This window comes from Psychrobacter sp. KH172YL61, from assembly GCF_007182895.1.
Lineage (GTDB): Bacteria > Pseudomonadota > Gammaproteobacteria > Pseudomonadales > Moraxellaceae > Psychrobacter > Psychrobacter pacificensis.
The window spans coordinates 1860336-1886319 of the sequence record NZ_AP019516.1 but is presented as its reverse complement, the minus strand read 5'-3'; the positions used below and the strand labels follow the sequence as shown (position 1 = coordinate 1886319).

Sequence of the window (25984 nt, the reverse complement as noted above, 5' to 3'; positions counted from 1 at the left end):
CATTGCGATCGCGGTATTTTGGTATTTATCTATGATTAGCATTTATGCCAATTTTAATAAATTATAGGTCTTTCCAGCGTTGGATAGATTCTTTGATGACTTCTTTGGCTTCGCTCACATCACCCCAAGACTCAACCACAGTAGTGCCCGCTTTTTCAGGTCTTTATAGTGGCTGAAATGGAACTCTAGTTGGTTGATTAACTGCTTTGGCAGATCTTCTAGGCTGTTGTAAGCATTACCTGTGTCACGGTCGTCAGCAGGTACGACAACGATTTTGTCATCGACTTCGCCATCATCAACAAACTTCATGACACCGATGACTTTTGCTTTTAGGAAAATGCCAGTCGGTAGCGGCTGCTCAGTCAAAATCAATGCATCTAGCTCATCACCATCTTCGTCAAGCGTTTGTGGGATGAAACCATAGTTACATGGCTTAGCAAAAATCTGTGGGTCAATACGATCAAGCTCAAATACTGCCAATTCGCGATTCCACTCAATTTTATGACTGCTACCAGTTGGGATCTCTACTACTACGTTGATGATACCGCCGTCTACGTCGCCTGCGTCCAAAATTTTATTAAAATCTGCCATGAAATACTCCAATTTGCTTTTGTTTTAGAGGTTTGAATGATTGATTTAGCTAGGGATACTGCAATTTTTACCGCACCCGATTTGTACTGGGTGCGATTATAACAAGTTTGGTCCAAATTTTCTCTTAATGCTTAAGTCTAAGCGTGCAAGATATTATGCAAAAAGATTATGCAAAATGGACTCAAAACTCACTTTGGCGCTATTGCTCGTAGTTCAATCAGTCCAGCATGACGCTTGGCGATATTGTCGATAAGTTTTGAGTAACTATCTTGTAGTTTAATGTGTCGCTGATTTGTTGAGTCGTTTGTGTTTCTGACTCTTTTGCTCTGAATCTGTCTGCATGGCCACAAAATCAGACAAGCGCAACATCTGCATCCCCGCATAACCGCAAGGATTGATAGCATTAAATGCTGACAAATCACAGTCTAAGTTAATTGCGATACCATGATAGCTAAAACCATGCTTAATCTTAAAGCCCAATGACGCTATTTTCCCAAGCATAATCTTGTCATCCAAAGAGTCGCTACTGGCTGGCATGCCATCTGCATCATCCGCCATATTCGTTACAGGTGACTCCGCATACAGATATACACCAGGCGCATCACGGCGAGCATGGGCGCTGATATGCTCACTGCTAGCAGATGGTGAGTGACGCAGACAATCATTTACCACATCCTCTATCGCCTGCTCAGCATGGGGAGACCAGATGGCGTACACTCCAGCCCAAACTGTTTAAGTCAAACAACCAGTAAAGTACCAGCTGTCCGTGACCATGCCAAGTTACCTGACCACCGCGGTCGGTCTTGATGATAGGCGTGTCGGTGCGCTGCAAGATGTGTTCTTCTTTGCCTGCTTGTCCAAGCGTATAAACATCGTTGTGATCAACGATCCATAACTCATCAGGCGTGCGCAGTCCTTGCTGTTTTTTTAGATCGATACGTTCGAGAGTACGTGACAGCATGGCATCGAGAGTGGGAACATAATCGGCTGCTGACAGAGATTTACTGATCAGCATGTCATTGAGCGGTTGTGTGTCGTTTTGCATGAGCGTGTCTGTCTTATGATTGTCCAGTGTAAAGGCGGAGGATGCCGATGGCTAGTGTAGCAGTTTTGGCAGGTATCGCTCAAAGATTATATGCTATCACGCAGTCTAAAAGACAGTTAAATAATAAGGGTGAAAAGTCATGAAGGATTCATAAAAATATTTATATATCATTGAGTTAGCTGATAGGTAGACAACACTAGTACAGACGCACTAGTCAACCAAAGAAGCTGTTCATTGCGCAGTCAATGCGCTACATTAAAGTTTGATAAGCAAAACCGAATAAAATGTACGGTCAGGGCATATAACGGATGCGCGCGTCTGACTAACAAAGTAACACCATAATTCAATAAACATAGTGAGCATGTGACATCATATGAGCACGACAAGGAAGATAAATGACAGATAGCAACCAACACGCCCATGAGCAGGCACCAACCGATGCAGGTTTTCGCTGCAGCGTATGCCTGAAGCACTGAGTACCGCAAAAACCATCGATGAGATGAAAGCGCAATTTGCGCGCTTACAAATGCTAAGCCGTAAGCAGCCGATCAATGATTGGGGTACTCGTGAGACCCAGCTAGATAATTTAGAAGTGATGCTGAGCGACAATCAAGAAAGCTTTGCAAAAGCAATCAGCGCAGACTTTGGGTATCGTAGCCAATCAGAGACTCAGTTTGCCGAGCTGTTCCCGAGCTTCACAGGTATCAGTCATGCCAAAAAACACGGCAAAAAGTGGATGAAAACGTATCGTGCGCCTATTTCACCCCCTATATATGCCCGCTCACAATGAGATTCAGCCGCAGCCATTGGGGGTGGTCGGTATCATGGTGCCTTGGAATTATCCGCTGTTTTTGGCGATTGGTCCGATGATTGATGCGCTTGTCGCAGGCAACCGGGTCATGGTCAAAATGAGCGAAGCTGCGCCGCAGTTTGCTCAGACATTTGCTGATGCCATTTCTCGTTATTTTTCGCCCGATATGATTTGTGTGGTGCTGGGTGAGGGTGGATATTGCGGCCGCCTTTAGCGAATTACCATTTGACCATCTACTCTATACTGGGTCTACTGCGGTCGGCAAAAAGTCATGGCGGCTGCGGCACCTAACTTGACCCCAGTGACGCTTGAGCTTGGTGGTAAGTCACCAGTGATTGTATTGGATGATGCCAATCTAGAGTCGGTGGTCAACCGTGTCATGATGGGTAAAACACTAAATGCAGGTCAGACGTGTATTGCCCCAGATTATGTATTGATTCAGCGTCAATATCATGACCAGTTTATCCATTTAGCAAAAGAGTGGATGGCCAAGCACTATCCCAATATCGAAAACAATCCAGACTATTCACGCATTATCAATGGTGAGCAGTTTAAACGGGTCAAGGGTTACCTAGACGCGCTAACAGGTGTTGAGATACACGCACTTACTGCAGTTGAGCCCAATATCGAAACGCGCTTGATGCCACCTGTGATTGTGAGCGAGCCTGCGCCTGATAGCGATCTGATGCAAAATGAGATTTTTGCTCCGATTTTGCCGCTGATGCATTATGAGACATTGGATGATGCGATTTCTTTCGTCAACGCGCGTCCACGTCCATTAGCGCTATATGTCTTTAGTGACAACTATAGCAGCATCGAAAACGTGCGTAACAATACCGTCTCTGGGGGTCTATGTATCAATGAAGTGATCATGCATGTCGCCCAGCATGACTTGCCATTTGGTGGGGTTGGTGATTCTGGTACAGGTGCTTACCATGGCAAAGCAGGTTTTGAGCGTTTGAGCCATATGAAACCAGTTTTTGTACAAACTAAGCTTAATGGTCTCAATTTCTTATTGCCGCCTTATGGTGGACTGTTTAAAAAGGCGATGGCATTGTTTTTGAAATAATTGCTCTATGGGAGTTATTCAAAAATTGATTTTGAACTCTCTTCATTCGATACCTATATCTATAGCATCTATCAAAATAGGTGCTATTTTTTTGTCAAAAAATCAAAGGTTAGCATTGGGAAAAGGTTTATTAATGATAGTGTTATATCTGCATGGCATAAGGTTTAACCATCTCAGCAATCGAAAAATAAGCATTTGTTATTACTCCTATAAGTCGCTACACTTTGTAGTAAGTCTAAACAACAGTGAATGATTCATAGATGTTGTGAGTCAATATGGCATCGTGATGCTCTGTGGTTGTGATACTTCTTTCATGTCAGTACAAAACAATAAATAGGACAGAACATGCGCCAATGGATTGCATTAAGTTTACTGTGTATGAGCGCGTTGTTGCTGCCTTTATCAGCATCCGCAGCTTGTGAGTCACCGATCAAGTTTGGCGCACTGACGTGGGAGAGCGGACAGTTTACTTCTGGGGTGCTTAAATATATTGCTGAAGAGGGTTACGGTTGTACGGTAGAAGAAATGCCAGGAGCAGGACCTGCGCTTGAGACCGCATTGTCTCAAAACGATATTCAGATCATCGGTGAGCAGTGGATTGGACGCTCACCAATCATGGAAAATGCCATCGAGCAGAACAAAGTGGCTGTCATTGGCGATACACTCAAAGGTGGCGCAACCCAAGGGTGGTATGTCCCAAAATATGTATTAGAAGAAAACCCAGGGCTACGTCGTTATCAAGACTTGCCCAAATATGCTGATCTATTCAAAGACCCTGAAGATCCGAGCAAATCTCGCTTTATGAATTGTCCTTCTGGATGGACCTGTGAGATTTTTAATACGCGCCTTCTAAAAAATACGGGGCTTGATAGTATTTTTAATAATGCTCATCCCGGTACGGGCGCTGCGCTCGATGCTGAAATCGCCTCTGCTTTTGAGCAGCATAAGCCACTATTGTTTTACTACTGGCAGCCTACGGGCCTAATGGCAAAGTATGACTTTGCTGCTTTAGAGTTCCCAGATCACAAAGATGCCTGCTGGCAAGACCTATTACTCGCTGACGGCACGTCTGATTGCGTATCAGGCTTTCCCGTATCGCCTCTTGGTATTGCAGCATCGACCCCATTTATCGACACCAATCCTGAGCTGGCAGAGGTCTTCAAAAGATACAGTTTACGCCTGATGAGCTGAACGGCGCTATCTTGGAGATGAGTGAGAGTAAGCGTAGTGGCGATGAGCAGGCGTTGGTGTTTTTGCGTGATAACCCAGACGTTTGGCGCGGTTGGTTGTCTGAGGAAGCTGCTACCAATCTTGCGACTAAGCTAGGTGTCAGTTTGGACGGTACCACCTCGATTGATGATACTGCTTCTACTATGGATCAGTCGGTATTATCATCCAGTTTTCCATCATGGTCACTTGAGACCCCGCTCAACAATGCCTTATCAAGCGTCGTCCAAAACTACGGAGACGTATTTCGCACTATTAGCACGGTGACACTTACGTACTTGCTCTTACCTATTGAGCGATTATTAACGATTATTCCGCCTTGGCTGATTATCGCCTTAGTGGCTGTATTGGCGTGGTTTGGTGTACGCAAGATTTGGTTTGCGTTGGCATGCGGCGCGGGGCTATTTTTGATTGGTGCTTTTGGGTTATGGGGCGCGCTGATTGATACCTTAGCGTTACTCATCGTGTCAGTATTGGTCACGGTGGTGATTGGTATTCCTATCGGTATTGCCATGTCGGGTAGCAAGCTGCTGCGCAAGATTGTGACGCCAGTACTCGATGTGATGCAGACGATGCCAAGCTTTGTGTATCTCATACCGGTACTGATGCTGTTTGGTATTGGTAAAGTGCCTGCACTTTTGCAACGGTTATTTACGCGCTGCCACCACTGATTCGCCTGACAACGTTGGGTGTTACCCAAGTGAATCATGAAATGGTCGAGGCAGGACGCTCTTTTGGTAGTACGCATTTGCAGCTACTCATTTGGATCAAGCTGCCACAAGCACTGCCCAGTATTATGGCAGGTATTAATCAGGCGGTCATGATGTCACTTGCGATGGTGGTGCTGGCGTCGATGATTGGTGCCCCAGGCCTTGGTGAAGATGTATTGCAATCTATCCAAACGCTTAATATCGGGCAAGGCTTACAAGCGGGTATGGCGATCGTTATCGTTGCCATTATCATTGACCGCATTACTCAAGCCTTTGGTCAAGGAAAGCGTGCTCGTCAAAAAACGATCAAAGCAGGCAGGCGTCCGATTGGGTAGAAACTTGTCCAATAGTCAATGAGTAAAGCCAGCATAAAAATCAAGCAAATAGCGAGAGTCACGATGAATCATATCCAGCTAAAAAATATCAGTAAAATCTATAATGCCAATAGCACGCAAGCCCAGTCTGCAATGGCGTTACTGGCTGAGGGTATGGATAGCGTTGCAGTTAAAGAACAAACTGGCTACTCGGTGGGGCTCTACGATATCAACTTGAATATCAAGGCAGGCGAGCTACATTGCATCATGGGGTTGTCAGGCTCTGGCAAGTCGACCTTGATACGTCATCTCAATCGATTGATTGATCCAACCAGCGGGGAGATATGGGTTAACACGACGGTCAATACCAAAACGCATGCCAAGGATAATACTCAGGCAAACACTGCGCCAGTAGACGAAAGCTCATCTAACGCTATCAATATTTTAGAACTTAATGATAAACAATTGCAGCACTACCGCCAGCAAACGGTCAGCATGGTTTTTCAGCATTTCGGCTTAGTTCCGCACATGACTGTGATTCAAAACGTCGCTTATGGTCTGCGTGTCCGTAAAATGAGTGTGAGCGAGCGTCATGAGATCGCGCGTTATTGGCTCAATGAAGTAGGGCTGACCAACCTAGAGCACAGCTACCCTGATGAGTTATCTGGCGGTATGCAGCAGCGAGTTGGGCTGGCTCGTGCGCTAGCAACGGACAATCCCATCTTATTGATGGATGAGGCATTCTCTGCGCTTGATCCGCTTATTCGCGCGCAGTTGCAAGATCAATTATTAGAACTACAAGAGCGCCTGAACAAAACCATCGTTTTTATCACCCATGATATCGATGAGGCTATTAAAGTTGGTCAGCGCATCAGTATTTTAAATGGCGGACGCTTAGTACAGACAGGAACACCAAGCGACTTAAGACACAATCCTGCTGATGATTATGTCGAGCAGTTTATGCGTGCCAAAGCTTAATTGGGATTGATGAGGGTGTCAGATACTTCTCTATCAGCACTCTTACTATCCTGTTAAATAAGTGTAGCTATCAACAGCTTACTATTAAAGTAGGCTCCAGTAGCGTTGTATACTATTAAGATGAACTAATGCGTCTCAACCATCAGAATCACTGTCTCTCCACCATTTTTCAAAGTCTTATCTCTTTAACTTGAGTTCCCTCATAATAGAATTTTGAGCTATTTATCGCTCATGGTTGCCAAAACTCGCACCATTCGTAACAAGGACATGTCATGTCATATAAAAACAATCAAAAAAATAGTAATCATGAAGAAATTAAGAAACCTCGCTCACCAAGCTGGCTAAAAAATGTTAGCGCCTTTAGCATGACAACAGTGCTAAGTGCAGGCATATTAGTCGCCTGTGGCCAGATGAGTAATGCAGAAAGCAGCGCAAGCAGTAGTACCAAATCAGGTAGTCAAAATACTGGTGTCACAAGCTCTCGTGACATGTTGCCTTCCGACATGCTCAAACAAATGCAAGCATTGCCGCAGCTAACGAGCGGCTTAGGCGACACAGGTGCGGCAGTGATTGATCCTAATAAGCCAACCTTGGTAAAATTTTTGGGCGAGTTGGTGCCCGTTATGCTTGGGAACGTTAAAGGAGACTGAGACATGGCGCACTGATCCTAAATTTTCAGGGCTGAATGTCATGACTGTCGCCAGTCCTGGTCACCTGAATGAAAAAGCGGATGGTGAGTTTAGTACTTGGTATGCAGGCGTACAAGCGGACCACCCAAACTTGCCTGTCTTGACTGACCCTTCAGGTGAACTTATCAATAAGCTTGGTGTACAAGTTTATCCAAGCTGGGCTATCCTTGATAAAAATGGCAATCTAGTACACTTGGTAAAAGGTAATATATCAGTAGAGCAAGCCTACGCACTTGCCGAAAATGCAGATAATGGCTTCGCTGAGCTCAAAGCAGGTAACGCTAAACCTGCCAATGCACAAGCATCAGATAACAATAAAATCGAAACCATCAAGCAAAAAGATGGCGTGTACTACAATGAGACCGGCAAACCAATCAACACCCGCTCAATCTACCCTTGCAGGGGGCTGTTTTTGGGGTGTTGAAGCTTATATGGAGCGCGTTGATGGCGTCATCGATGCCGTATCAGGTTACGCCAATGGCGATACAGCCAATCCAAGCTATGAGCAAGTCATTCGTGGCTCAGGTCATGCAGAAACCGTAAAAGTTACCTATGATGCCGACAAAACAGACCTCGATACCATCTTAAAATACTATTTCCGAGTGGTTGATCCAACGAGTCTGAACAAGCAAGGCAATGATCGCGGTGTGCAGTATCGCTCAGGTGTGTATTACACTGACAAAGAAGACAAAGCGGTGATTGATGCTGCGCTCAAGCGTGTACAAAGCAAATATGAGCAAAAAGTCGTGGTCGAAAATGAACCCTTAGATAATTTTTATTTGGCTGAGATGTATCATCAGGATTATCTGGCAAAAAATCCAAATGGCTATTGTCATATTGATTTGAGTCTTGCTGATGATAAGCCTGAAGGGGCAGCTCGCACCAAGCTTGCGCCAGTTGAGACTATTGCTGAGACGTTAGATCCCAAGCGCTATGCTAAATTTGACAAAGATGCGCTAAAGAATACCTTGACCAAAGCGCAATACAATATCACGCAAGAGGCTGGGACGGAGCGTGCTTTTAGTCATGAATATGACGATTTATTTGCACCAGGGATTTATGTCGACGTGGTGAGCGGTGAGCCGCTGTTTTTGTCGACTGATAAATACCAGTCAGGGTGCGGCTGGCCCAGCTTTACCAAGCCTATTGATATGCAAGTGATTACTCAGCATCAAGATACGGCATTCAATATGGTACGTACTGAGGTGCGCTCGCGCGTAGCAGATTCACATTTAGGTCATGTATTTTCTGATGGTCCAAAAGACCGTGGCGGGCTGCGTTATTGTATCAATGGCGGGGCGCTACAGTTCATCCCAGTCGATGTGATGCCGCAATCGGGCTATGCACCATTGGTAAAACTGGTGAAATCATAGTCGTTTTATTGCCACCTTTGAATAAATAAAAAAGACGTTAAGTTCACTCTTAGCGTCTTTTTTGTACCATGTACTGTTAGATATTCGATGATCATTTTCGCTAGTTGTACGAATTTTGCTGCAATCTCATGCGAACTCTGACATCAATACCAAACTTCGTTATACTGGATGGTTTATGGATGACGCATACTTTATGGGCGTCTATTATCCAGATGTTATTTATTATTCAGACATAAGGTCGCTTGGTTGATTCGGTGACACTTGTTTCTCATTTCTGCACTTTTAAGGCCATAGCATGACTGCTACTTATTCACCTATTATTACCTCACTGCTTGATAATGATTTGTACAAATTTACGATGTTGCAAGCCATGTTGCATCAATTTCCGCAGACGCATGGGGTCTACCGTTTTCGCTGCCGCAATCATAAAGACACCGCTTATCCACTCGCCAATATCAAAAAAGATCTAGAGCAGCAACTAGACAGTCTGTGTGAACTGCGCTTTTGCCAGATGAGCTGGACTACCTACGTGGTTTGCGCTTTATGCGCTCAGACTTTGTTGATTATCTAGAATTATTTAAGTTAAAACGCCGGTTTATTACCGTCAGTATCGATGAAAAAGGTCGTTTGTCTATCGACATCGAAGGGCCGATGATTCAGGCAATGTTCTTTGAAGTATTTGTGCTGGCTATCGTCAATGAGCTTTATTTTAATGCGTTATCTGACGATAGTGTGATTGTAGAAGGACAGCGCCGCCTTGATGAAAAAGTGGCATTGCTGCATCAATATGCGGCAGAGCAGAAAAAAGAAGATCGTAATACGCCGCCGTTTATCGTCGCTGATTTTGGAACGCGTCGACGCTTTAGCAAACGCTGGCAGGCGCATGTGGTAGAGACACTATACAAGGCTGCGCCAAAAATCGTAGGCGGTACTTCTAATGTATATCTGGCAAAGCAGCTTGGCATGACGCCGATAGGCACGATGGCACATGAGTTTATGCAGGCATTTCAGGCATTGGATGTACGTCTGCGCGATTCACAAAAGGCAGCGCTTGAAGCATGGGTGCATGAATATCGCGGTGATTTGGGTATTGCATTGACAGACGTGGTTGGTATGGATGCGTTCTTGCGCGACTTTGATTTGTATTTTGCCAAGCTCTTTGATGGGCTGCGTCACGATAGTGGCGACCCTTACATCTGGGGTGATAAGGCAGTGGCACATTATGAAAAATTAAAAATAGATCCAAAGACAAAGATTTTGACTTTCAGTGATGGGCTGGATTTAGAAAAGGCTTGGGAGCTGCATCAATACTTCAAAGATCGTATTAGAACCAGCTTTGGCATTGGCACCAATTTGACCAATGACATGGGCATCACACCGATTAATATCGTGCTCAAATTAGTAGAGTGCAATGGTCAGCCAGTGGCCAAGCTGTCTGATAGCCCAGGCAAGACCATGATCAATAATGACACGTATCTTGCCTATCTACGCCAAGTCTTTGAAGTTGATGAGCCTGAATAAACTAACTGTCCGTGCTGCTAGTAGATTTTTCTTCGGCGAAGGCCGCATCCAATGCTTGCTGTACCGCGTTAATACGGGTTTCGCAAACGCGATAAGCCGCAATAGACTCTTCAACCGTGGTCATCAGATTATCAATATCAGGCTCGTCTTGTTGCTGTAATTCGGCCGCATTGGTTTTTAAAATATCGTAAGCCGCCTTAAAGGTTTTTGGGGCGGCTTTTTTGCGTCTGCGAGTAGGGGTGGTCATAAAATTTCCTAATTGTTAAAGGTAAGTAGATAAGTAGTTGTTAGATATTATTATATGATTAAATGGGCATGTCTGAGGTTTCAGTCGCTTTCTTGTCGATATTGACATCGATAATCTGCGCTTTTGCATTGCCATCTTTTAAAATGATATTGACGGTTTGCTCAGGAGACAGTTGGGTGCTGGTCGTGAGCGTTTGGTTGTTTTTGGCATCCGTGAGCATGGCATAGCCTTGTTTGAGCACGCGAGACGGGCGATGTAATAGCACAATATCACGTAGATGTTCGCTATCACGCTGTGATTGTATGACTTGCTGCTGCACGTTTTGCATAATCGATTCTTGATGAGTTTTGCTATTGGTCGCGGCTTTCGTCAGTTGTTGACGTGCCGAGGTTTGCGTTTGTGTATATCGCTCAGCCGTCAGTCTAGCGGCTTGCTTTACTTGACGCTGTGCGCTTTGTTGAATGCTGCGCCACGCATAATCATTGTCTTTTCGCAGAGCGGTGAGTTGCCCAATAGTTTGCGACTGTATTTGGCTCAACTGGCGTGTGCTTTGTTGTTCCGCCGTATTGAGTTGGCGCTGAGCGGCTTGTTTGATTTGCGCTTGATATTGTAGCGTCTGAGTGACGAGCTGGGCTAAATGACTATGGATAGCGGCAATCACTTTTGAGGGCGTATCAAAGCTGGTGTGCGCCACTTCATCTAAGATGACTTTGTCACGCTCATGACCGATACCCACCCAGACAGGCACAGGCTGCTCAGCCACCAACGCTGCCAGCTCATAATCATTAAGATAAGCCAAATCACCAACCGCACCGCCGCCGCGAATAATCACCAATAAATCAGGCAAACGCTGATAAATTTCATAAAACTGCTGCTGAGCACTAACGATGGCTTGGCGTATCTCAGCGGGTGCATGATTGCCTTGAAAAGTCGCATTATGGTAGTGGAAATGACAAGCACCTGTACTGGCTAAGCGATCCGCATCTGCTTGAAAGTCACCCAATCCAGCCGCCTTTTCAGGCGCGATGACCAGCACATGCTCGATATCAAAAGGGGTAGGCAGCTGCTGATTGAGGTGTAATAGCCCTTCGCCTGTTAAGCGATCAACCATTTCTGCATACTGCCGTGCCAAGTCGCCTAGGGTATAGCTGGGATCGATATCCTCAATCGTGATTGAAAAACCGTACTGGGGATGGAATCCTGCCGATACTTTAAGGAGTACGGTCAAGTCACGCTCAAGCGGCATACCCGTTGCGCGCTCAAACTTGGCTAATACACGAGCCGCTTTAAAGCGCCAAAGGTTGCCGCGGCAGCTGGCGACCACTTTGCCATCATCGTCTTTTTCTGCCAATTCAAAATAATAGTGACCACCCCTTGCTCGACAGATTACGGATTTCAGCTTTGACCCATACCCGGTGGTCAAGGTCTGTTTGATGACCATTTCAACCGCGGATAAGTAATCACTCAGGCGTAGGACCGTATCCTCTAAATGGTCTTCTTGCTCAGCGAGCTCGGCCTCTAGAGTGGCCAAATCTTTGGCAGGTGCGAGTACTTTGGCCTGTTTGATATTTGAAAGGTTAGGTTTGCGCATGATATAAGACCAAAGATAATGAAAATATAAAGACTGATGAAGATATGCTGAATACGATAGCGGATAGTTTAACCCAAAAGGGCGCGCACAAAAAGCAAAGCCAACAAGCTTTGATTGATATATCATCCATATCGCGGCTTGTTGGCTATTCCATCAATCACAGTATGTCAGGTGATGCTAGAGAAACGCAAATGGCGTCGCTCATTTAGAGAGTTGCTGATAGAGAGTTACTGGCAACGAAAATTGATCTTGTATTCATAATCATCATTGCGTGACAAATCTGGCGTGCCCGTGCCAAAGATTGAGCCGACCACGGAACCCACTTGCCCAACCATACGGCCAGTACGTTCATTTAAGATACCATTATATTTGACATTGTCATCAACAATAATGACTTGTTTGCTTCGACAGGTTTTTTGCGCACTATCAATTGCATTTTGCTGCGCTTTGACTTTGGTATCAGCGATTCCTGTGGTTTCATAAATAGAGTTGGCACGTTGAATCACTGGTGATGATGGCGTGCTTTGACAAGCGCTTAAAACGAGCGCACTGGCCAATATTGCACCTAAACTGGCAGTTTTGTTAAAGGTATTCATAAATAATTCCTAATGTATATAAACAGAACGTCTTAGCGATAGGCAAAGCTTCATGAATGTAGCGCATCTAGATATTACCTGTCTAGACGCTTATTGTGTGCGGTATTACAGCAGTATTACCTATCCAATTTATGACAAAAAAAGCGTGCTTAAATAAATCATATACTCAGCTGCTGGGCATCAACTTTGGCCTAACATAAAACAAGTCGCACCCGTACACAGCAAATCACTTGAAATAAAAATCATATCTAGGATAATTGAGCCATTCATTTTTATTAATAAGTAATACTATGCAATTGATTCCTGCTCCTGCTGGTGTGCTCGAGGTCGACGCACTATGGCAAAATGACAATCCTAACGACCCAAATACAGATACCGTTGCGCTGCTGTGTCATCCCAATCCGTTGTTCGATGGGACAATGAACAATAAAGTGGTCACGACTATGTACCGCTTTGCCCGTGACAATGGTATGCATGTGGTGCGCTTTAATTTTCGCGGTGTTGGCCAATCGACAGGCGAGCATGATTATGCGGAAGGTGAAGTGGTCGATGCAATGACCGTGCTACAATGGATTGCTGAACAAACCAATGCCCGAAAGCTATGGCTGGGCGGTTTTTCTTTTGGTGGTTATGTCACTGCCCGCGTGGCTGAGCAAGTACTTGAAGCCGCGCATATATGGGGATTGGGTGATTTTGACGTGTCAAAAATCGCGCTTATCGCACCCTCAGTTGAAAAAAATGACAGTACTGATATCAATTTACCCGCTGATAAAACCTTTGAGATTTATGGCAATGCGGATGAAGTAATCGCGCCTGAAAATATGCAGGCATTTGCAGATCGTTTAGGAATTGCAGTAAGCGTTGTCGATGGTGCTGGTCACTTTTTCACGGTCGATTATCAGAGCTCAAAAAGTTATTAGAAACGCATAGTAATACGTAGTTTTAACCTTAACCGCTAATTTATGTTTTAGGGTAGCACTTAGCCACTCCAATATTTTGATATTTATTTAATCCAACGATGAGTCGTATTATGAGTTTATCTCCATTGCAACGTTACGAGAAAGCCGTCAGTACCGATGAGTTTACTCGGGATGAGCAGCAATTTCAGGCCATGAGCTATCTTGATGAGATCTACCATCAGCTCATCAATAGCGCACCGCAAAAGAAAGGGTTCTTTGGGTTTTTAAAATCTAAGCCTGCCGCGCCAACTGGATTATATATGTGGGGCGGTGTCGGTCGCGGCAAGACGTGGATGATGGATATGTTTTATGATTCATTGACCATTGAGCGCAAAATGCGTCTGCATTTCCATCATTTTATGCAGCGTGTTCATCAGGAGTTGAATAAGCTTCAAGGCGAAAGTGATCCACTCGAAAAAGTCGCCGATATTATTTATAAAGAAGCGGTCGTTATCTGTTTTGATGAGTTTTTGTGTCTAACGTCTCTGATGCGATGATTTTGGGTGATTTGTTTACGATGCTGTTTAATCGCGGTATCACTTTGGTGGCTACCTCAAACATCGAGCCTTCTGGTTTATACAAAGATGGTTTGCACCGCGACCGTTTTCTACCCGCCATTGCAGAGGTTGAGAGCCATACGACTGTGATGAATATCGACTCCGGTGTTGATTATCGTCTGCGCGTGCTTCAGCAAGCAGAGTTGTACGAATCACCAATGACCAAAGCCAACCATCACTGGCTCGCCAACCGCTTTGCCAGCTTGTCTAATAATCAAAAAATCAGCAATGACCCGATTATTATCAATGGCCGCGAGATCCCAATCAACGCGCGTACCGAAGATATCTTGTTTTGCGATTTTCGACATCTGTGCATGGCACCGCGCTCGGCATCTGATTTTATTGAACTTGCAAAACAATTCAGCACGGTATTAGTTGATTCAGTACCCGCTTTAGATGATGATTTGCGTGATCCAACGCGCCGTTTTATTTATCTGGTCGATGAGTTTTATGATCGCCGTGTAAAACTGTTGGTACGCGCAGAGCAATCGATTTTGGACTTGTATCAAGGGGAAAAGCTAGCGTTTGAGATTGAGCGTACCCGCTCACGCTTGCTTGAGATGCAATCAGAAGATTATCTACGCATGGATCACCGCGTCGAAGATGCTGCGTAGTGGATGTTTTTTAAAACAGCATTGCTACAGCTTAAATATTTTTTCGCATTCGGTGCTTAGTATTTTCAATGACAAGTATCAGATTTAAAAGTAGTTCGTAAAAAGAAATAAATAATAATAAGTAAGGACAGGCAATGACGACAACAGATGAAAATAACCAAGCGCCACAGGACAATAAACTGCCCGTTAAAAATGTAGCCACAAATGATGTCTCAGCTAGCAGTGAAGAGCTGATTGGTTGGATTAATTCAAGACGCAGCATGGGCAATTTGGATACACCAGCGCCAACACGGGATCAAATCGAGTCTGCTATTGGGTGTGCAGCGACAGCGCCCGATCACAAAAAACTGCGTCCATGGCGCTTTATTGTGACCCAAGGAGAGGCACGTCACGAGTTAGGTAATGCTTTGGTAGCCGCAGCAAAAGAAAAAAGCGCTCAAAGATGGCGAAGAGCTGTCTGAGAAAACCATCAAAAAAACCCATACCATGCCGCTCCGAGCACCTGTTATCATAACGGTCGTGACGCAAATGCAAGAGCATAAAAAGTGCCACCTTTTGAGCAAATGCTCAGTGCAGGTGCTGCTGTGCAAAATTTGATACTGGCACTCAAAGCTCAGGGATTTAGTACAGTTTGGCGTACTGGGTTGTTATGTAATGAGCCTGCGGTAAAAGCTTATTTTGATGTGGGTCCAGATGATTATGTGACCGCTTTTGTTTATACTGGCACTAGTCCAAAAGATGAATCCAAACGCAAACCTATTGATATCGAGCCGTTAGTACGCTTCGAGTCGTAATTTGACTCGGTGTTGTCTCTTGGTAAAATTATTACCTCAAAAGACCGCGAGCCCGAGTATCGGAGATATCTGGGAACAGTAGCTCCTATGAGAATAAGTCAGTCAACATGGATAAAAGAACATGACAAGTCCTAACGATAGCAATAAAAATAACAACAGCGCTAACAATGAGGGCGGGCAACAATACGTCTGAAAAACAAAATGGTATGTTGGCAAGTATCTTAGAGCGTGCAAGTAAGTCAGGCATCGGTCGTAAAAAAATCAACGCGCAGTCCAGTTGAGTCAGCAGTCGCAAAAGACATGGCAGATATTCACAGCAACCCCTACCAAGCTGCGTTTGGCGTTTTTAGGTGGTGGTAGCTTTGGTACGGCAATGGCAAACTTGGCTGCGCGTAATGGCTGCGATGCTACGCTGTGGGTACGTAATAAACGTACGGTAAAAGCGATGGCAAAAACTCAAACCAATAAAAAATATCTGCCTGGCTACAAGCTTGATGACCGTTTGAAATACAGTCATGATTTGGCGGCTACCGTCAAAGACAAAGATATTATCTTTATCGCCGTGCCGGGATTGGCTTTTCGCGAAACGGTAAAAAACATTGCGCCTTTGATCAGTGGGCAGTCTATCGTATCGTTGACCAAAGGAATGGAGAAAGATACCTTTGCCATGATGAGCGACATTATTAAAGAAGTGTTGCCTGAAGTGAATTTCGGTGTTATGTCAGGGCCAAACCTTGCCATAGAAATCATGAAAAACATGCCGTCTGCCACGGTGATTGCAAGTGAGTCTGAGCCATTGCGTCATGCGGTACAAGCAGCTTTGCACAGTGCTTTTTTTAGGGTGTTTGCAAGTGACGATGTACGCGGTGTCGAGCTTGGCGGCGCGCTCAAAAACATCTATGCCATCGCCATGGGTATGGCAGCTGCTTATGAAGTGGGTGAAAATACCAAAGCAATGATCCTTACTCGTGCCTTGGCAGAAATGAGTCGTTTCGGTGTTGAAGAGGGGGCCAATCCGCTAACCTTTTTAGGTTTGTCAGGAGTGGGGGATTTATATGCCACTTGTAGCTCAGAGTTAAGCCGCAACTATCGTATTGGTAATATGCTCGGTCGCGGCATGAGTATTGATGCTGCCGTCAAAAAACTGGGTCAAACTGCTGAAGGGGTCAATACGATTCAGCAAGTCCACGAAAAAGCCACTAAAGCGGGCATCTATATGCCTATCACCCATGCGCTCTATGCGGTCATTTATGAAGATAAAGCAGCATTAGGCGTGGCACTACATTTGATGGAAGCGGGATTCCGTAGTGATGTTGAGTTTGTGATGGCGCATGATCATAGCAATGCTGCGCTTACCGCTCATATGAAAAACTCAAGTAACAGCGCTAAAGACAATACCAAAGACGACGCCAAAAGTAAAAATAGCGATGCTGATAAGTAAGATATTTTATTAAAAGGTACTATTGAGAGACAGTGCTAACTCCGCGCACCAAGGAAGGTTATGAAAATTATATTAGTACGTCATGGTCAAGCCGAAGATGAGACGCGTCCGGATAGTGCGCGTCAGCTGACTGACTTTGGTCAACAGCAAGCGGCACAGACGGCAGAGTATGTGACCACACACTATCATCCAGATTGTTTTATCGTCAGTCCTTATGATAGGGCGCAGCAGACGCTGGCTGCATTCCAGTCACGAATGCCCAACGTACTTTCAACAGTACAAGATAATATCACGCCCTCTGATGATGCCCGTGAGGCTTTAATTGATATTGCGAATATTGATGCAGAATGTCTGGTCGTTGTTTGTCATATGTCAATCGTTGCTTATATCGCAGGCTTGTTGACTGGTGATTATCCTGAGTCATTCTCTTTGGCAGAAGCCAGAGTGTTTGAAATGGAGTTTGTTATGACTGGGATGGCCACTGAAGTGGATCGTTTTGTACCTGACCAACCATACTAGGCTGACTTAGCCATTTCTTAGATAGGGTGAATTCAGAGTGAGGCAATCATGCCAATTAAGCGACTGGCTCAGCAGATAAAATGACTCAATCCTTTCTAAATAGTAGCACTGCTTCATCACAGTACTTTTATAACCGCAGCAATAATCGAGGACACGTTTAGTGTTACATGTTTGGTTACGAGCGCAGCATAGTCCGCTAGCTGTCTGGCGCGAAGATGTACATCAATGGCAGACGGTTGATGGTTGGCAACAGTTACAAACTATCTATGGTCATCATAAATCGAATGGCCAAAAGGCAATTTGTTTATATTTCCCCTCAAGTCATGTATTGCAAGTAGAAACAGCGCTTAATAATGCTCAGCTCAAGCAGCTGGGAAATAGTGGTAAGCAGTATTTGTTTGAAGAAACCTCCCTAACGCCAGTTGAGCAATTGGTTATTCGTCAGTTGAGCCATACTGATACGACGCAGCTGTACGCATTGGCACAAAGCGATATTGAGGCATGGCAGCAAAGTGCTCAACTCGTGGGTATGAATATAGTGGCACTACTGCCAGATTTCCTATTACTGCTGCCGCCAGAAGAAGGTGCAGGTCAGCAAGTGACATTATATCAAGACGAGCAGACTCTGCTATTGCGCCAATCATTGCGCCAAGGTATGGCTGTCAGCTATTTGCCGTTGATCTTTGAGCGCTTTCCGCATTTAAGCGAAGTGATGTTGCTGACTTCTATTGAAGCCAATAGCCTTGCTACCAGTGATTCAGCCACTAATGAAATGGATAGTATGGGTATCAATGATATCCCAGCAACATCAGCGACTACCAGTTCTATGGCGCAAACTAAAGCGCTGATCGCTGATCACCAGCTGTTATTAACGAGCTTGCCCACGACACCAGCGCCCATTGACAACCCAGAACGTCATGCGCTGAACTTCTTTATCAAATCAACCGACTCACAGTTATCACCGTATTTACGGGTAGCAATGATGGTTGCGTTATCGGCCTTAGTGCTACAGATGGCAACCGATGGGGTGCAGTGGTACCAGTATAATGAGGCAACAGCTGCCACCAAGACTGAAATAGCAGCGCAATATCAATCTTGGTTCACTGATGAGCCCCTCAGCACTCGAACCAAGCTCCAAGTACAATTACAGCCAAAACTGCTTAGCGACAGCCAGGCACCTGCATCACACATGGCAGCGCTGTCAAAGATATCACCCTTAATCAAACAATCTTCACTGCGTGCGCAGACGCTAGTGATGCAGCCATCTGCACTCAGTTTTACGCTCATTGCACCTGATCGTGGCAGTTTGGATCAATTCACGAGCACGCTAATAGCGCAAGGTTTGAATGCCAAGCTTGCGCAAGTGAGTAGTAATGATCAAGGTCAATTTAGTGCTCAGGTCACTGTGGATGTGGTGGAAAACAGCGATACGGCGAACACTCCGGCAGCATCATAATTCATCAGTGTATTGGTAAGAAAAGGTCAAAACATGAAACAATTACAGCGCCGTACCAAACGCAGTGCAGCTGTCTCTGCAACCAATACTAAGGCGCACGCATTCTCTGAGCGTATGAGCAGTTACCAAAATATGCTATCAACGCGCTGGCAAGCATTACCACCACGCGATCAGCTAGCGTTAGCTATATTATCCGTATTTTTGTTGGTGTTTATCGGCGGTTATGGTGGTTATAGCATTCATCAAGCGGCAAAAGAGAGCGAAAATGATTATCAGGAACAAGTGGCTGATTATTTTTGGTTGCGGGCGCAAGCAGGTAATATCGATAGTAATGCATTAAGTGCTGGCAATAACGCTAATGGAGAGGCTGACATGCCGCCTGCCAATCGAATTAGTGCGCTGCTAAATACCACAGGAATTACAGATGCTCAGGTCGTTGCGGCTGGTGATTCGGTGCAGTTAAGCTTTATCCACCCCAGTCAAGCTGTCGTAAGTACCGCTCTTGGCAAGTTAGAGCAGCAAGGTTGGCAGTTCACGCAGTTATCCATGCAGCAAGACCTAACGAATAAATCTATCCAAGTGCAAGCCACTGTCACTTTATAACTCGATACTGTTTAGTGGCAGGTATGGTCTTAATAGTAGAATATGAGTAACAGAACATGATATGTTCCAATCCAATTTATTAGTAACTCGTTTTTCAAATGGCATTTTGAGTTAGATGTCATTGAAAAGCCTTTTATCTGTCACCATTAAATGTTTATTAGCCACTGCTAACGATAGATATTTAGCGTAAAGCACTTTCTTCATAACGATACTGATGAGCATAGTTTTCAGCAGACAAGATTACTGACCAGCAAGGACAACGCAAACCAATGAGTGACAGTATGAGCAACGATAAGCGCCGTTCTTTAACCATTTACAATCACATCACTTATTTCTTATATGTGATTAGCTATTTTACCGCTGGTCTGCTGTGGATCGTGCCGATTGTGATGAATTATGCCAAGCGTCACGATGCTGATGGTACATGGTTATCCACGCATTTTGATTGGCAAATCAAAACGTTTTGGTACAGTATCGTTTGGTTTATTATTGGTATTGTCATCACAGTTTTTGCTTTAGGTGGTTTTGGTGTGAGTATGCTAGCTGATAGTGGCAATATTGCTATTGGTTCGACGTTACTGGCTGGCTTTGGTCTGTTGATTGTGACATTCACCTTTATCTGGCATTTATATCGAATTATACGTGGTTGGATTGCACTCACTGACGGTCGCCCAGTACCTTGATATAATATACTAGTTGTCTTTCGCTGTTGATTCAGCTGAGCTTAAAAGACAGTGAATTATTATGGCTATTTAATAAATGCTTATATGCGCTGACGGCGGGTTAAATGTGGAAATTTACCGTGTGAAACTTTGCGCTTGTTTCTGTTAAGCTGATATAATCGCTCCGCCTGATTTCATTCATATTCTTTATCCACTATTTCTTTCGAGCAGGGTTTGCCATCACTATGTCTTATGCCTTACTTCGTCCTTTTTTGTTTAATATGGATCCCGAACACGCCCATGAGATGACGCTATCTTTATTGGATAAAGCACATAAAGCGCGTGTTTTAGGTTTGGCGTATGGTCAGTCGATGCAGCCTACTGACTGTATGGGATTACAGTTCTCTAATCCAGTGGGTCTTGCTGCAGGCTTGGACAAAAACGGTGACTACATTGACGCGCTAGCTGAGCTGGGTTTTGGTTTTATAGAAGTAGGTACGGTCACGCCAAGACCGCAAGCGGGTAACGATAGGCCAAGACTGTTTAGAATCAAGCAAGCAGACGCCATCATCAACCGTATGGGTTTTAATAATGAAGGCGTTGATTATCTGATTGACAATGTCAAACGCTGCAAATACAAAGGCAATATCGGTATCAACATTGGTAAAAATGCCGACACGCCGGTAGAGCAAGCCGCAGACGATTATGTGTATTGCTTAGAGCGTGTCTATCCGCATGCCTCATATATTACGGTCAATATCTCATCGCCAAACACCAAAAACTTACGTGACTTGCAAAGTGGTGAGGCTCTGACCCAGCTGATGGATACGATTAAAAACCGTCACAGTCAGCTGGCGACTGAATATGGGTTTTATGTGCCATTGGTGCTCAAGGTTGCGCCTGATCTAGAGCCACTGCAAGTTGACTATATCTCACAGCAATTATTAGACTTTGAAATTGACGGTTTGATTGCAACCAATACGACACTGAGCCGTGTGGGTGTCGAAGACCTACGTGATGGTGATCAAATGGGCGGCTTGTCAGGTCGTCCGGTGAGCCACATTAGTACCCAGATTTTACAACAGTTCTCTGATCAGCTAGATGGTAAAGTTGCTTTGATAGGTGTGGGCGGTATCGATAGCGGTGCCAAAGCCGTCAAAAAAATCGAAGCAGGTGCAGACATGGTACAGCTCTATACAGGACTGATCTACAGAGGTCCTGGCTTAGTACAATCCTGTATTCAAGCAATCGGTGGCTATTATGATGCCATGGAAAGCTAGTCAAGTGAATAAAATGGTGAGGCGCAAGATATGAGCGTTCTAGATATTGTGATTGCTATTGTTGTCTTGATTGGTTTGTGGCGCGGCTTTCAAGTTGGCCTGATCAAAACTGCGGTTGGCTTAGTAGGCTGGTTTATCGCTCTTATCGCTGCGACTCGGCTCGCAGGATCGGTGTCGCCTCAATTATCTGGTATCGTGCAAAGTCCCGTACCACAAATGGCGATGGCCTTTTGCTGGTGGTGATTGTGATATTGGCAGTTATGCACTTGGTGGCTTTTGTATTCTCAGGTGTGCTCAAGACACTGCGTCTGGGTGTGGTCGACAAAATGGCGGGCGGGGTGCTTGGTGCTGCCAAAAATGTACTCATGGTATTGGTTGTGTTAAGTGTGACTGCGCCACTACTAGTACAAATGCCGCAATGGCAAACCTCAGTCCTTGCTCCCTGAGCTGCTACCTTATGCACCTATGGGGAAAGCATTGGTATCAGATGTGTTGGGCATGGCTTGGGATCAAGTCAATCAGTCGTAATTTTCTATTGTTCTAATTCTTTTATACTTCTAAACGTTTGCATGTGTTACTGATCATCGAAAACAGATGATCAAAAATTATCATGAAGTTTCTTGCAAAATCATCAGGTTAGCGGTGGACGACAGTGCGTGATTTTAGCCACATACTGTCAGCAGTTTTGCCGTTATTGTCGTACTAATGTATGAGTTAAATAGGATATAGCTATATGTGTGGAGTCATTGGAGTTGCAGCTCATGAGCCAGTCAATCAGATACTTTATGACGGTTTAACGATGCTACAGCATCGTGGGCAAGATGCAGCAGGTATTGTTACTTTGCAGATGGTCGACTTTACCTACGTAAAGAAAACGGTATGGTACGTGACGTATTTATGAATCGTCACATGATGAAGCTGGTCGGTAAGTTTGGTATCGGTCACGTTCGTTACCCAACTGCTGGCACTTCTAGTAGCGCTGAAGCCCAGCCATTTTATGTTAACTCACCTTATGGTATCACGCTTGCGCATAATGGCAACTTGACCAATGCTGAGAGTTTGGCCAAATCTTTATATATCGAAGATCGTCGCCACCTCAATACCGATTCAGATTCTGAAGTGCTGCTGAACGTACTCGCACATGAGATGCAAAATCTAGGTAAGACGCATCCAACAGCCGATGACATCTTTGAAGCGGTAAAAGCCGTTTATAGACGCTGTGAAGGGGCTTATGGCGTTGTGGCCTTGATTACTGGTCATGGATTACTAGCGTTCCGCGATCCAAACGGTATCCGTCCGCTTATCTTTGGTAAGCGCATGGCAGAAAACGGCGGCACCGAATATATGGTCGCCTCTGAATCAGTCGCATTGACAGGTTCTGGCTTCACTATCGTTCGTGATGTAAAACCAGGCGAAGCTATTTTTATTGATTTGAACCATAAGCTACATACGCATCAATGCGTAGCGCCAAAAGAATACACGCCTTGTATCTTTGAATATGTGTACTTTGCCCGTCCAGATTCTATTATGGATAATATCTCAGTTTATAAATCACGCCTACGTATGGGTGAAAAATTGGCTGACAAAATCCCTTGCAGAGTGGGGCGAAGATCATGACATTGACGTGGTCATCCCGATTCCAGATACGTCACGTACCTCAGCGATGGAGCTAGCGCTAAAAATGAACGTCAAGTACCGTGAAGGGTTTATGAAAAACCGCTATATCGGTCGTACGTTTATCATGCCAGGTCAACAGCAGCGCAAAAGTCCGTTCGTCAAAAGCTAAGCGCGGTGCCGTTAGAGTTTAAAGGCAAAACGTACTATTGGTTGATGATTCAATCGTTCGTGGTACGACGTGTCATGAAATTATTCAAATGGCGCGTGATGCAGGTGCTAATAAAGTGTTTTTTGCGAGTGCCGCGCCACCAGTCAAGTTTCCAAACGTATACGGCATTGACATGCCAGTGCGTACCGAGCTGATTGCTTCAGGCAACAGTGTTGAGGGAAGTACGTGAGATCATTGGTGCTGACCGTCTGATCTTCCAAGACCTAGATGATTTGATCGATGCCGTCAAGGGATACCAAGCACAGCAGAGTCGAAGGGTTTGATTGTGCTGTATTTAATGGCTGCTACATTACTGGCCAGATCAATGAAGCGTATCTTGACCATCTGCAAGAGCAGCGTAATGATACGGCCAAAACTGGCAAGAAAGGCGTGCAGATAGTGGCTGATACCCCAGTCGATATGATGGGTGTTGAAGAGCTTTAAGCCAGATAGTAATAAATATATTGCTTGAAAATAAAAAGCTGGATTCTATTAAGAGTCCAGCTTTTTTGCCAAAAATACCAGTAAAATCAATATTGGATGTTGGTATAAGATAGGCTGCTGTCAGATCAAAAATTGGTAAATATCCAGACAAAACCATTGATCGCGGCAATACCAACGATCATGCTGACCAAGAGCTGGCGGCTAATATGGTAAATAAAGAGTACCAGTATAGTGCGCAAACCTGTGCCATCAATAGATGTAGCTCAGGATCACTCAAGGCAATGTCTACTGGCAGGTTTTGATAAGACAGACTGGTTAAGATAAGTAGCACCATCACTGACAACGGTAAGCTCTCATTCAGTCGATGTAGCCAAGGCGTATCTAAAACTTTTCTAGGGATTAATGCTGGTAACGCACGAGTGATGAACGTCACTGCCGCCATCGCAAGCGTCGCAAAAATAAGATAACTACTGGTCATAAGATTCTCCTATTTCATGACGCTGCATCCAAAATCCACGTACCAAAATCATCAACATACAGATAGTGATAGCCACCAACAATAACCAATCGCTAGTGAATAAAGACGCGACAATCAAGCCAATTACAGCGATGCCAATGGGGAAATAACGTTTAATACTTTGGAATTGCTCATAAGCCAAAATTGCAAACAGACAAACCAAGGCAAAATCCAAATGTGGAATTAAGTCACTAAGCGTACTTCCAATTATCACGCCGATGGCACTCGCGAGTACCCACCAGCTTTGGTTAAATAAGCTAATAGGGAGTATGAGTGCTTGTCGTGCCTCGTTTGGCAAACTGGTCATGACTGAAAAGGTCTCGTCAGTCAGGGCAATACGTTTTTGCCAGTTTATGTTTTGGTAGATATTGCAATAGTGGTATACCATAAAACACGTGGCGTAAATTAATGGCGGCGATATTGGTCGCGATATTACCGATCGGCAGACCAGCGCTTAGCATTGGCAAACAAGCATATTGAGCCGCTCCAGCATAGAGCACAATGCTGAGCATAACCGTTGCCCATACAGGAATACCAGCAACTTGTGCCAGTACACCAAAGGCAATACCAGCAGGCAGATATCCCATGGCAACGGGCAAGCTTTTTTGAAGCCCTCAGCCCAATCGTGAGTGCGTTCTTGTTGATGACTGAGTTCGTTTGAATGAGTGGTCACATGGCATCCTAAATTTTCTTACACTGTTTTTATAAACGGATTGTTTTACACTTAAAAATAAACACTGTATTGCGTCAAAACGGTATGTGATGGCTGTATGATAAATGACTGCGTGATCATTGGCTGTACAATAAAAAGTGTTTAAGCCTCTGGCTGTAGCCTCTCATAACTACCTGATTGATGAGCACGGTACAAAAATCCGCCTAAGATAATTAGCCTCAATAGCAGTAAGCACCATACACTCAGCCAAATACCGGTCATATCCCATTGCTGATAAAGCAGCCAGCTCAACGGAAAGAAAATAGCAGCTAGTATCAGGGCAGCATTACGAATCACATTGCCTGCTGTCAAACCAAAAATATACCATCTAACCAGTAGGCTCCAACACCCACGAGGGGTAACAATACGGCATATAGGTGGTACTCATAGGCGAGGGCAAACACCGATTCAATATTGGTCATAAAATCTAGATAACTTGGCATTGCAAGCCACCAGATAGCGCTCAGCAGGATTGCTAGGCTATAACTGACAATGCCCGTGCGTTTTATGATCATCAAAAACGTGGCCAGTCACGCCGACCAGCAGCTTGCCCACTTAACGTCTCAGCAGAGACAGCAACGCCATCAAGTGCAAAAGCTGAGATGCTCAATACCTGTAGTAAAATGGCATTGGCGGCCAATATCACATCGCCACTTTGAGCCGATAGCCGAGTAATCCAAGCAAAACTGAGCGTTAAAATAAGAGTACGGACAAAAATATCTTTATTTAAAGAAAATAGCCTAAGCATTTTATTTTTGTAAAATGCTGCTTATCTGCTCTGAGTAAAGCTGTCCATGATACCTTTAAATGATGGCGGCTTAGTGATAACGCTAGTAACA

Annotated in this window: 16 protein-coding genes and 12 pseudogenes; 17 read left to right on the top strand and 11 right to left on the bottom strand. The window is 44.7% G+C overall.

Features of this window, described 5'->3' with window-relative positions:
• Positions 1 to 61: 61 nt before the first annotated feature.
• A pseudogene (locus PKHYL_RS10005) lies at positions 62 to 591 on the bottom strand (inorganic diphosphatase).
• A gap of 335 nt (positions 592 to 926) precedes the next feature.
• A pseudogene (gene lipB, locus PKHYL_RS10000) lies at positions 927 to 1636 on the bottom strand (lipoyl(octanoyl) transferase LipB); the annotation flags it as partial.
• A 460-nt stretch (positions 1637 to 2096) separates the two neighbouring features.
• Between lipB and PKHYL_RS09995 the strand changes: the two are divergent.
• The 6 genes and pseudogenes from PKHYL_RS09995 (at position 2097) to pncB (ending at position 10328) form a co-directional block, all read left to right on the top strand.
• Positions 2097 to 2426 carry a hypothetical protein gene (locus PKHYL_RS09995; protein ID WP_240365057.1) on the top strand — a complete coding sequence of 110 codons (330 nt, stop codon included), beginning with the start codon at positions 2097 to 2099 and terminating at the stop codon, positions 2424 to 2426.
• Positions 2410 to 3516: pseudogene (locus tag PKHYL_RS09990) on the top strand (aldehyde dehydrogenase family protein). The gene PKHYL_RS09995 and the pseudogene PKHYL_RS09990 overlap by 17 nt, the downstream one beginning before the upstream one ends.
• A gap of 345 nt (positions 3517 to 3861) precedes the next feature.
• Positions 3862 to 5788, top strand: a pseudogene (locus tag PKHYL_RS18855) (glycine betaine ABC transporter substrate-binding protein).
• A 63-nt stretch (positions 5789 to 5851) separates the two neighbouring features.
• The gene (locus PKHYL_RS09970; RefSeq protein WP_071001373.1) at positions 5852 to 6745 is read left to right on the top strand and encodes an ATP-binding cassette domain-containing protein; all 894 of its coding nucleotides are present in this window, start codon (positions 5852 to 5854) and stop codon (positions 6743 to 6745) included.
• A 314-nt stretch (positions 6746 to 7059) separates the two neighbouring features.
• Positions 7060 to 8807, top strand: a pseudogene (gene msrAB, locus PKHYL_RS09965) (bifunctional peptide-methionine (S)-S-oxide reductase MsrA/peptide-methionine (R)-S-oxide reductase MsrB).
• Positions 8808 to 9102: 295 nt separating this feature from the next.
• A pseudogene (pncB, locus tag PKHYL_RS09960) lies at positions 9103 to 10328 on the top strand (nicotinate phosphoribosyltransferase).
• A 1-nt stretch (position 10329) separates the two neighbouring features.
• Here pncB and xseB read toward each other — a convergent pair.
• The 3 genes from xseB to PKHYL_RS09945 all read right to left on the bottom strand — a co-directional run bounded on the left by xseB (position 10330) and on the right by PKHYL_RS09945 (position 12762).
• Positions 10330 to 10575: an exodeoxyribonuclease VII small subunit gene (xseB, locus tag PKHYL_RS09955; protein WP_071001376.1), complete on the bottom strand. Its 246-nt coding sequence runs from the start codon at positions 10573 to 10575 to the stop codon at positions 10330 to 10332.
• 58 nt (positions 10576 to 10633) lie between these two features.
• Positions 10634 to 12166, bottom strand: a complete 1533-nt coding sequence (gene xseA / locus PKHYL_RS09950; protein ID WP_240365053.1) for an exodeoxyribonuclease VII large subunit — start codon at positions 12164 to 12166, stop codon at positions 10634 to 10636.
• A gap of 227 nt (positions 12167 to 12393) precedes the next feature.
• A complete protein-coding gene (locus tag PKHYL_RS09945; RefSeq protein WP_071001377.1) occupies positions 12394 to 12762 on the bottom strand; it encodes a hypothetical protein in 369 nt (122 codons plus the stop codon).
• Between the two features lie 290 nt (positions 12763 to 13052).
• On the opposite strand from PKHYL_RS09945, the pseudogene PKHYL_RS09940 reads away from it, so the two are divergent.
• From PKHYL_RS09940 to purF, 11 genes and pseudogenes are all read left to right on the top strand, one after another.
• Positions 13053 to 13702, top strand: a pseudogene (locus PKHYL_RS09940) (alpha/beta hydrolase).
• Positions 13703 to 13792: 90 nt separating this feature from the next.
• Positions 13793 to 14892: pseudogene (gene zapE, locus PKHYL_RS09935) on the top strand (cell division protein ZapE).
• 134 nt (positions 14893 to 15026) lie between these two features.
• Positions 15027 to 15686, top strand: a pseudogene (locus PKHYL_RS09930) (nitroreductase family protein).
• A 277-nt stretch (positions 15687 to 15963) separates the two neighbouring features.
• Entirely contained in the window at positions 15964 to 17127 is a 1164-nt protein-coding gene (locus tag PKHYL_RS09925; RefSeq protein WP_442966070.1) for an NAD(P)H-dependent glycerol-3-phosphate dehydrogenase, read from the top strand.
• A 60-nt stretch (positions 17128 to 17187) separates the two neighbouring features.
• Complete coding sequence (locus PKHYL_RS09920) at positions 17188 to 17646, top strand: SixA phosphatase family protein (RefSeq protein WP_058024979.1); 459 nt, start codon at positions 17188 to 17190, stop codon at positions 17644 to 17646.
• Positions 17647 to 17806: 160 nt separating this feature from the next.
• Positions 17807 to 19102, top strand: coding sequence for a type II secretion system protein GspL (gspL, locus tag PKHYL_RS09915; protein ID WP_071001382.1), 1296 nt, complete (start codon positions 17807 to 17809; stop codon positions 19100 to 19102).
• A gap of 33 nt (positions 19103 to 19135) precedes the next feature.
• Positions 19136 to 19705, top strand: coding sequence for a type II secretion system protein GspM (gene gspM / locus PKHYL_RS09910; RefSeq protein ID WP_071001383.1), 570 nt, complete (start codon positions 19136 to 19138; stop codon positions 19703 to 19705).
• A 281-nt stretch (positions 19706 to 19986) separates the two neighbouring features.
• The gene (locus PKHYL_RS09905) at positions 19987 to 20388 is read left to right on the top strand and encodes a DUF4870 family protein (RefSeq protein WP_093070974.1); all 402 of its coding nucleotides are present in this window, start codon (positions 19987 to 19989) and stop codon (positions 20386 to 20388) included.
• Positions 20389 to 20612: 224 nt separating this feature from the next.
• Positions 20613 to 21647 (top strand): quinone-dependent dihydroorotate dehydrogenase, encoded by a 1035-nt coding sequence (locus PKHYL_RS09900; protein ID WP_058024983.1) that lies wholly within the window; start codon positions 20613 to 20615, stop codon positions 21645 to 21647.
• Positions 21648 to 21677: 30 nt separating this feature from the next.
• Positions 21678 to 22093, top strand: a pseudogene (locus PKHYL_RS18850) (CvpA family protein).
• 287 nt (positions 22094 to 22380) lie between these two features.
• Positions 22381 to 23916, top strand: a pseudogene (gene purF, locus PKHYL_RS09885) (amidophosphoribosyltransferase).
• Between the two features lie 125 nt (positions 23917 to 24041).
• Here purF and PKHYL_RS09880 read toward each other — a convergent pair.
• The 6 genes and pseudogenes from PKHYL_RS09880 to PKHYL_RS09855 form a co-directional block, all read right to left on the bottom strand.
• A pseudogene (locus tag PKHYL_RS09880) lies at positions 24042 to 24394 on the bottom strand (AzlD domain-containing protein).
• Positions 24384 to 24740: a hypothetical protein gene (locus PKHYL_RS09875; protein WP_240365051.1), complete on the bottom strand. Its 357-nt coding sequence runs from the start codon at positions 24738 to 24740 to the stop codon at positions 24384 to 24386. Before PKHYL_RS09875 ends, PKHYL_RS09880 begins: the two are co-directional and overlap by 11 nt.
• Positions 24741 to 24756: 16 nt before the next feature.
• Entirely contained in the window at positions 24757 to 25032 is a 276-nt protein-coding gene (locus PKHYL_RS09870; protein WP_240365050.1) for an AzlC family ABC transporter permease, read from the bottom strand.
• Between the two features lie 215 nt (positions 25033 to 25247).
• Complete coding sequence (locus tag PKHYL_RS09865) at positions 25248 to 25457, bottom strand: hypothetical protein (RefSeq protein ID WP_240365049.1); 210 nt, start codon at positions 25455 to 25457, stop codon at positions 25248 to 25250.
• Positions 25454 to 25663 (bottom strand): hypothetical protein, encoded by a 210-nt coding sequence (locus PKHYL_RS09860; RefSeq protein ID WP_240365048.1) that lies wholly within the window; start codon positions 25661 to 25663, stop codon positions 25454 to 25456. Before PKHYL_RS09860 ends, PKHYL_RS09865 begins: the two co-directional genes overlap by 4 nt.
• Positions 25660 to 25893: a hypothetical protein gene (locus PKHYL_RS09855; protein ID WP_240365047.1), complete on the bottom strand. Its 234-nt coding sequence runs from the start codon at positions 25891 to 25893 to the stop codon at positions 25660 to 25662. The genes PKHYL_RS09860 and PKHYL_RS09855 overlap by 4 nt, the downstream gene beginning before the upstream one ends.
• Positions 25894 to 25984 lie beyond the last annotated feature (91 nt).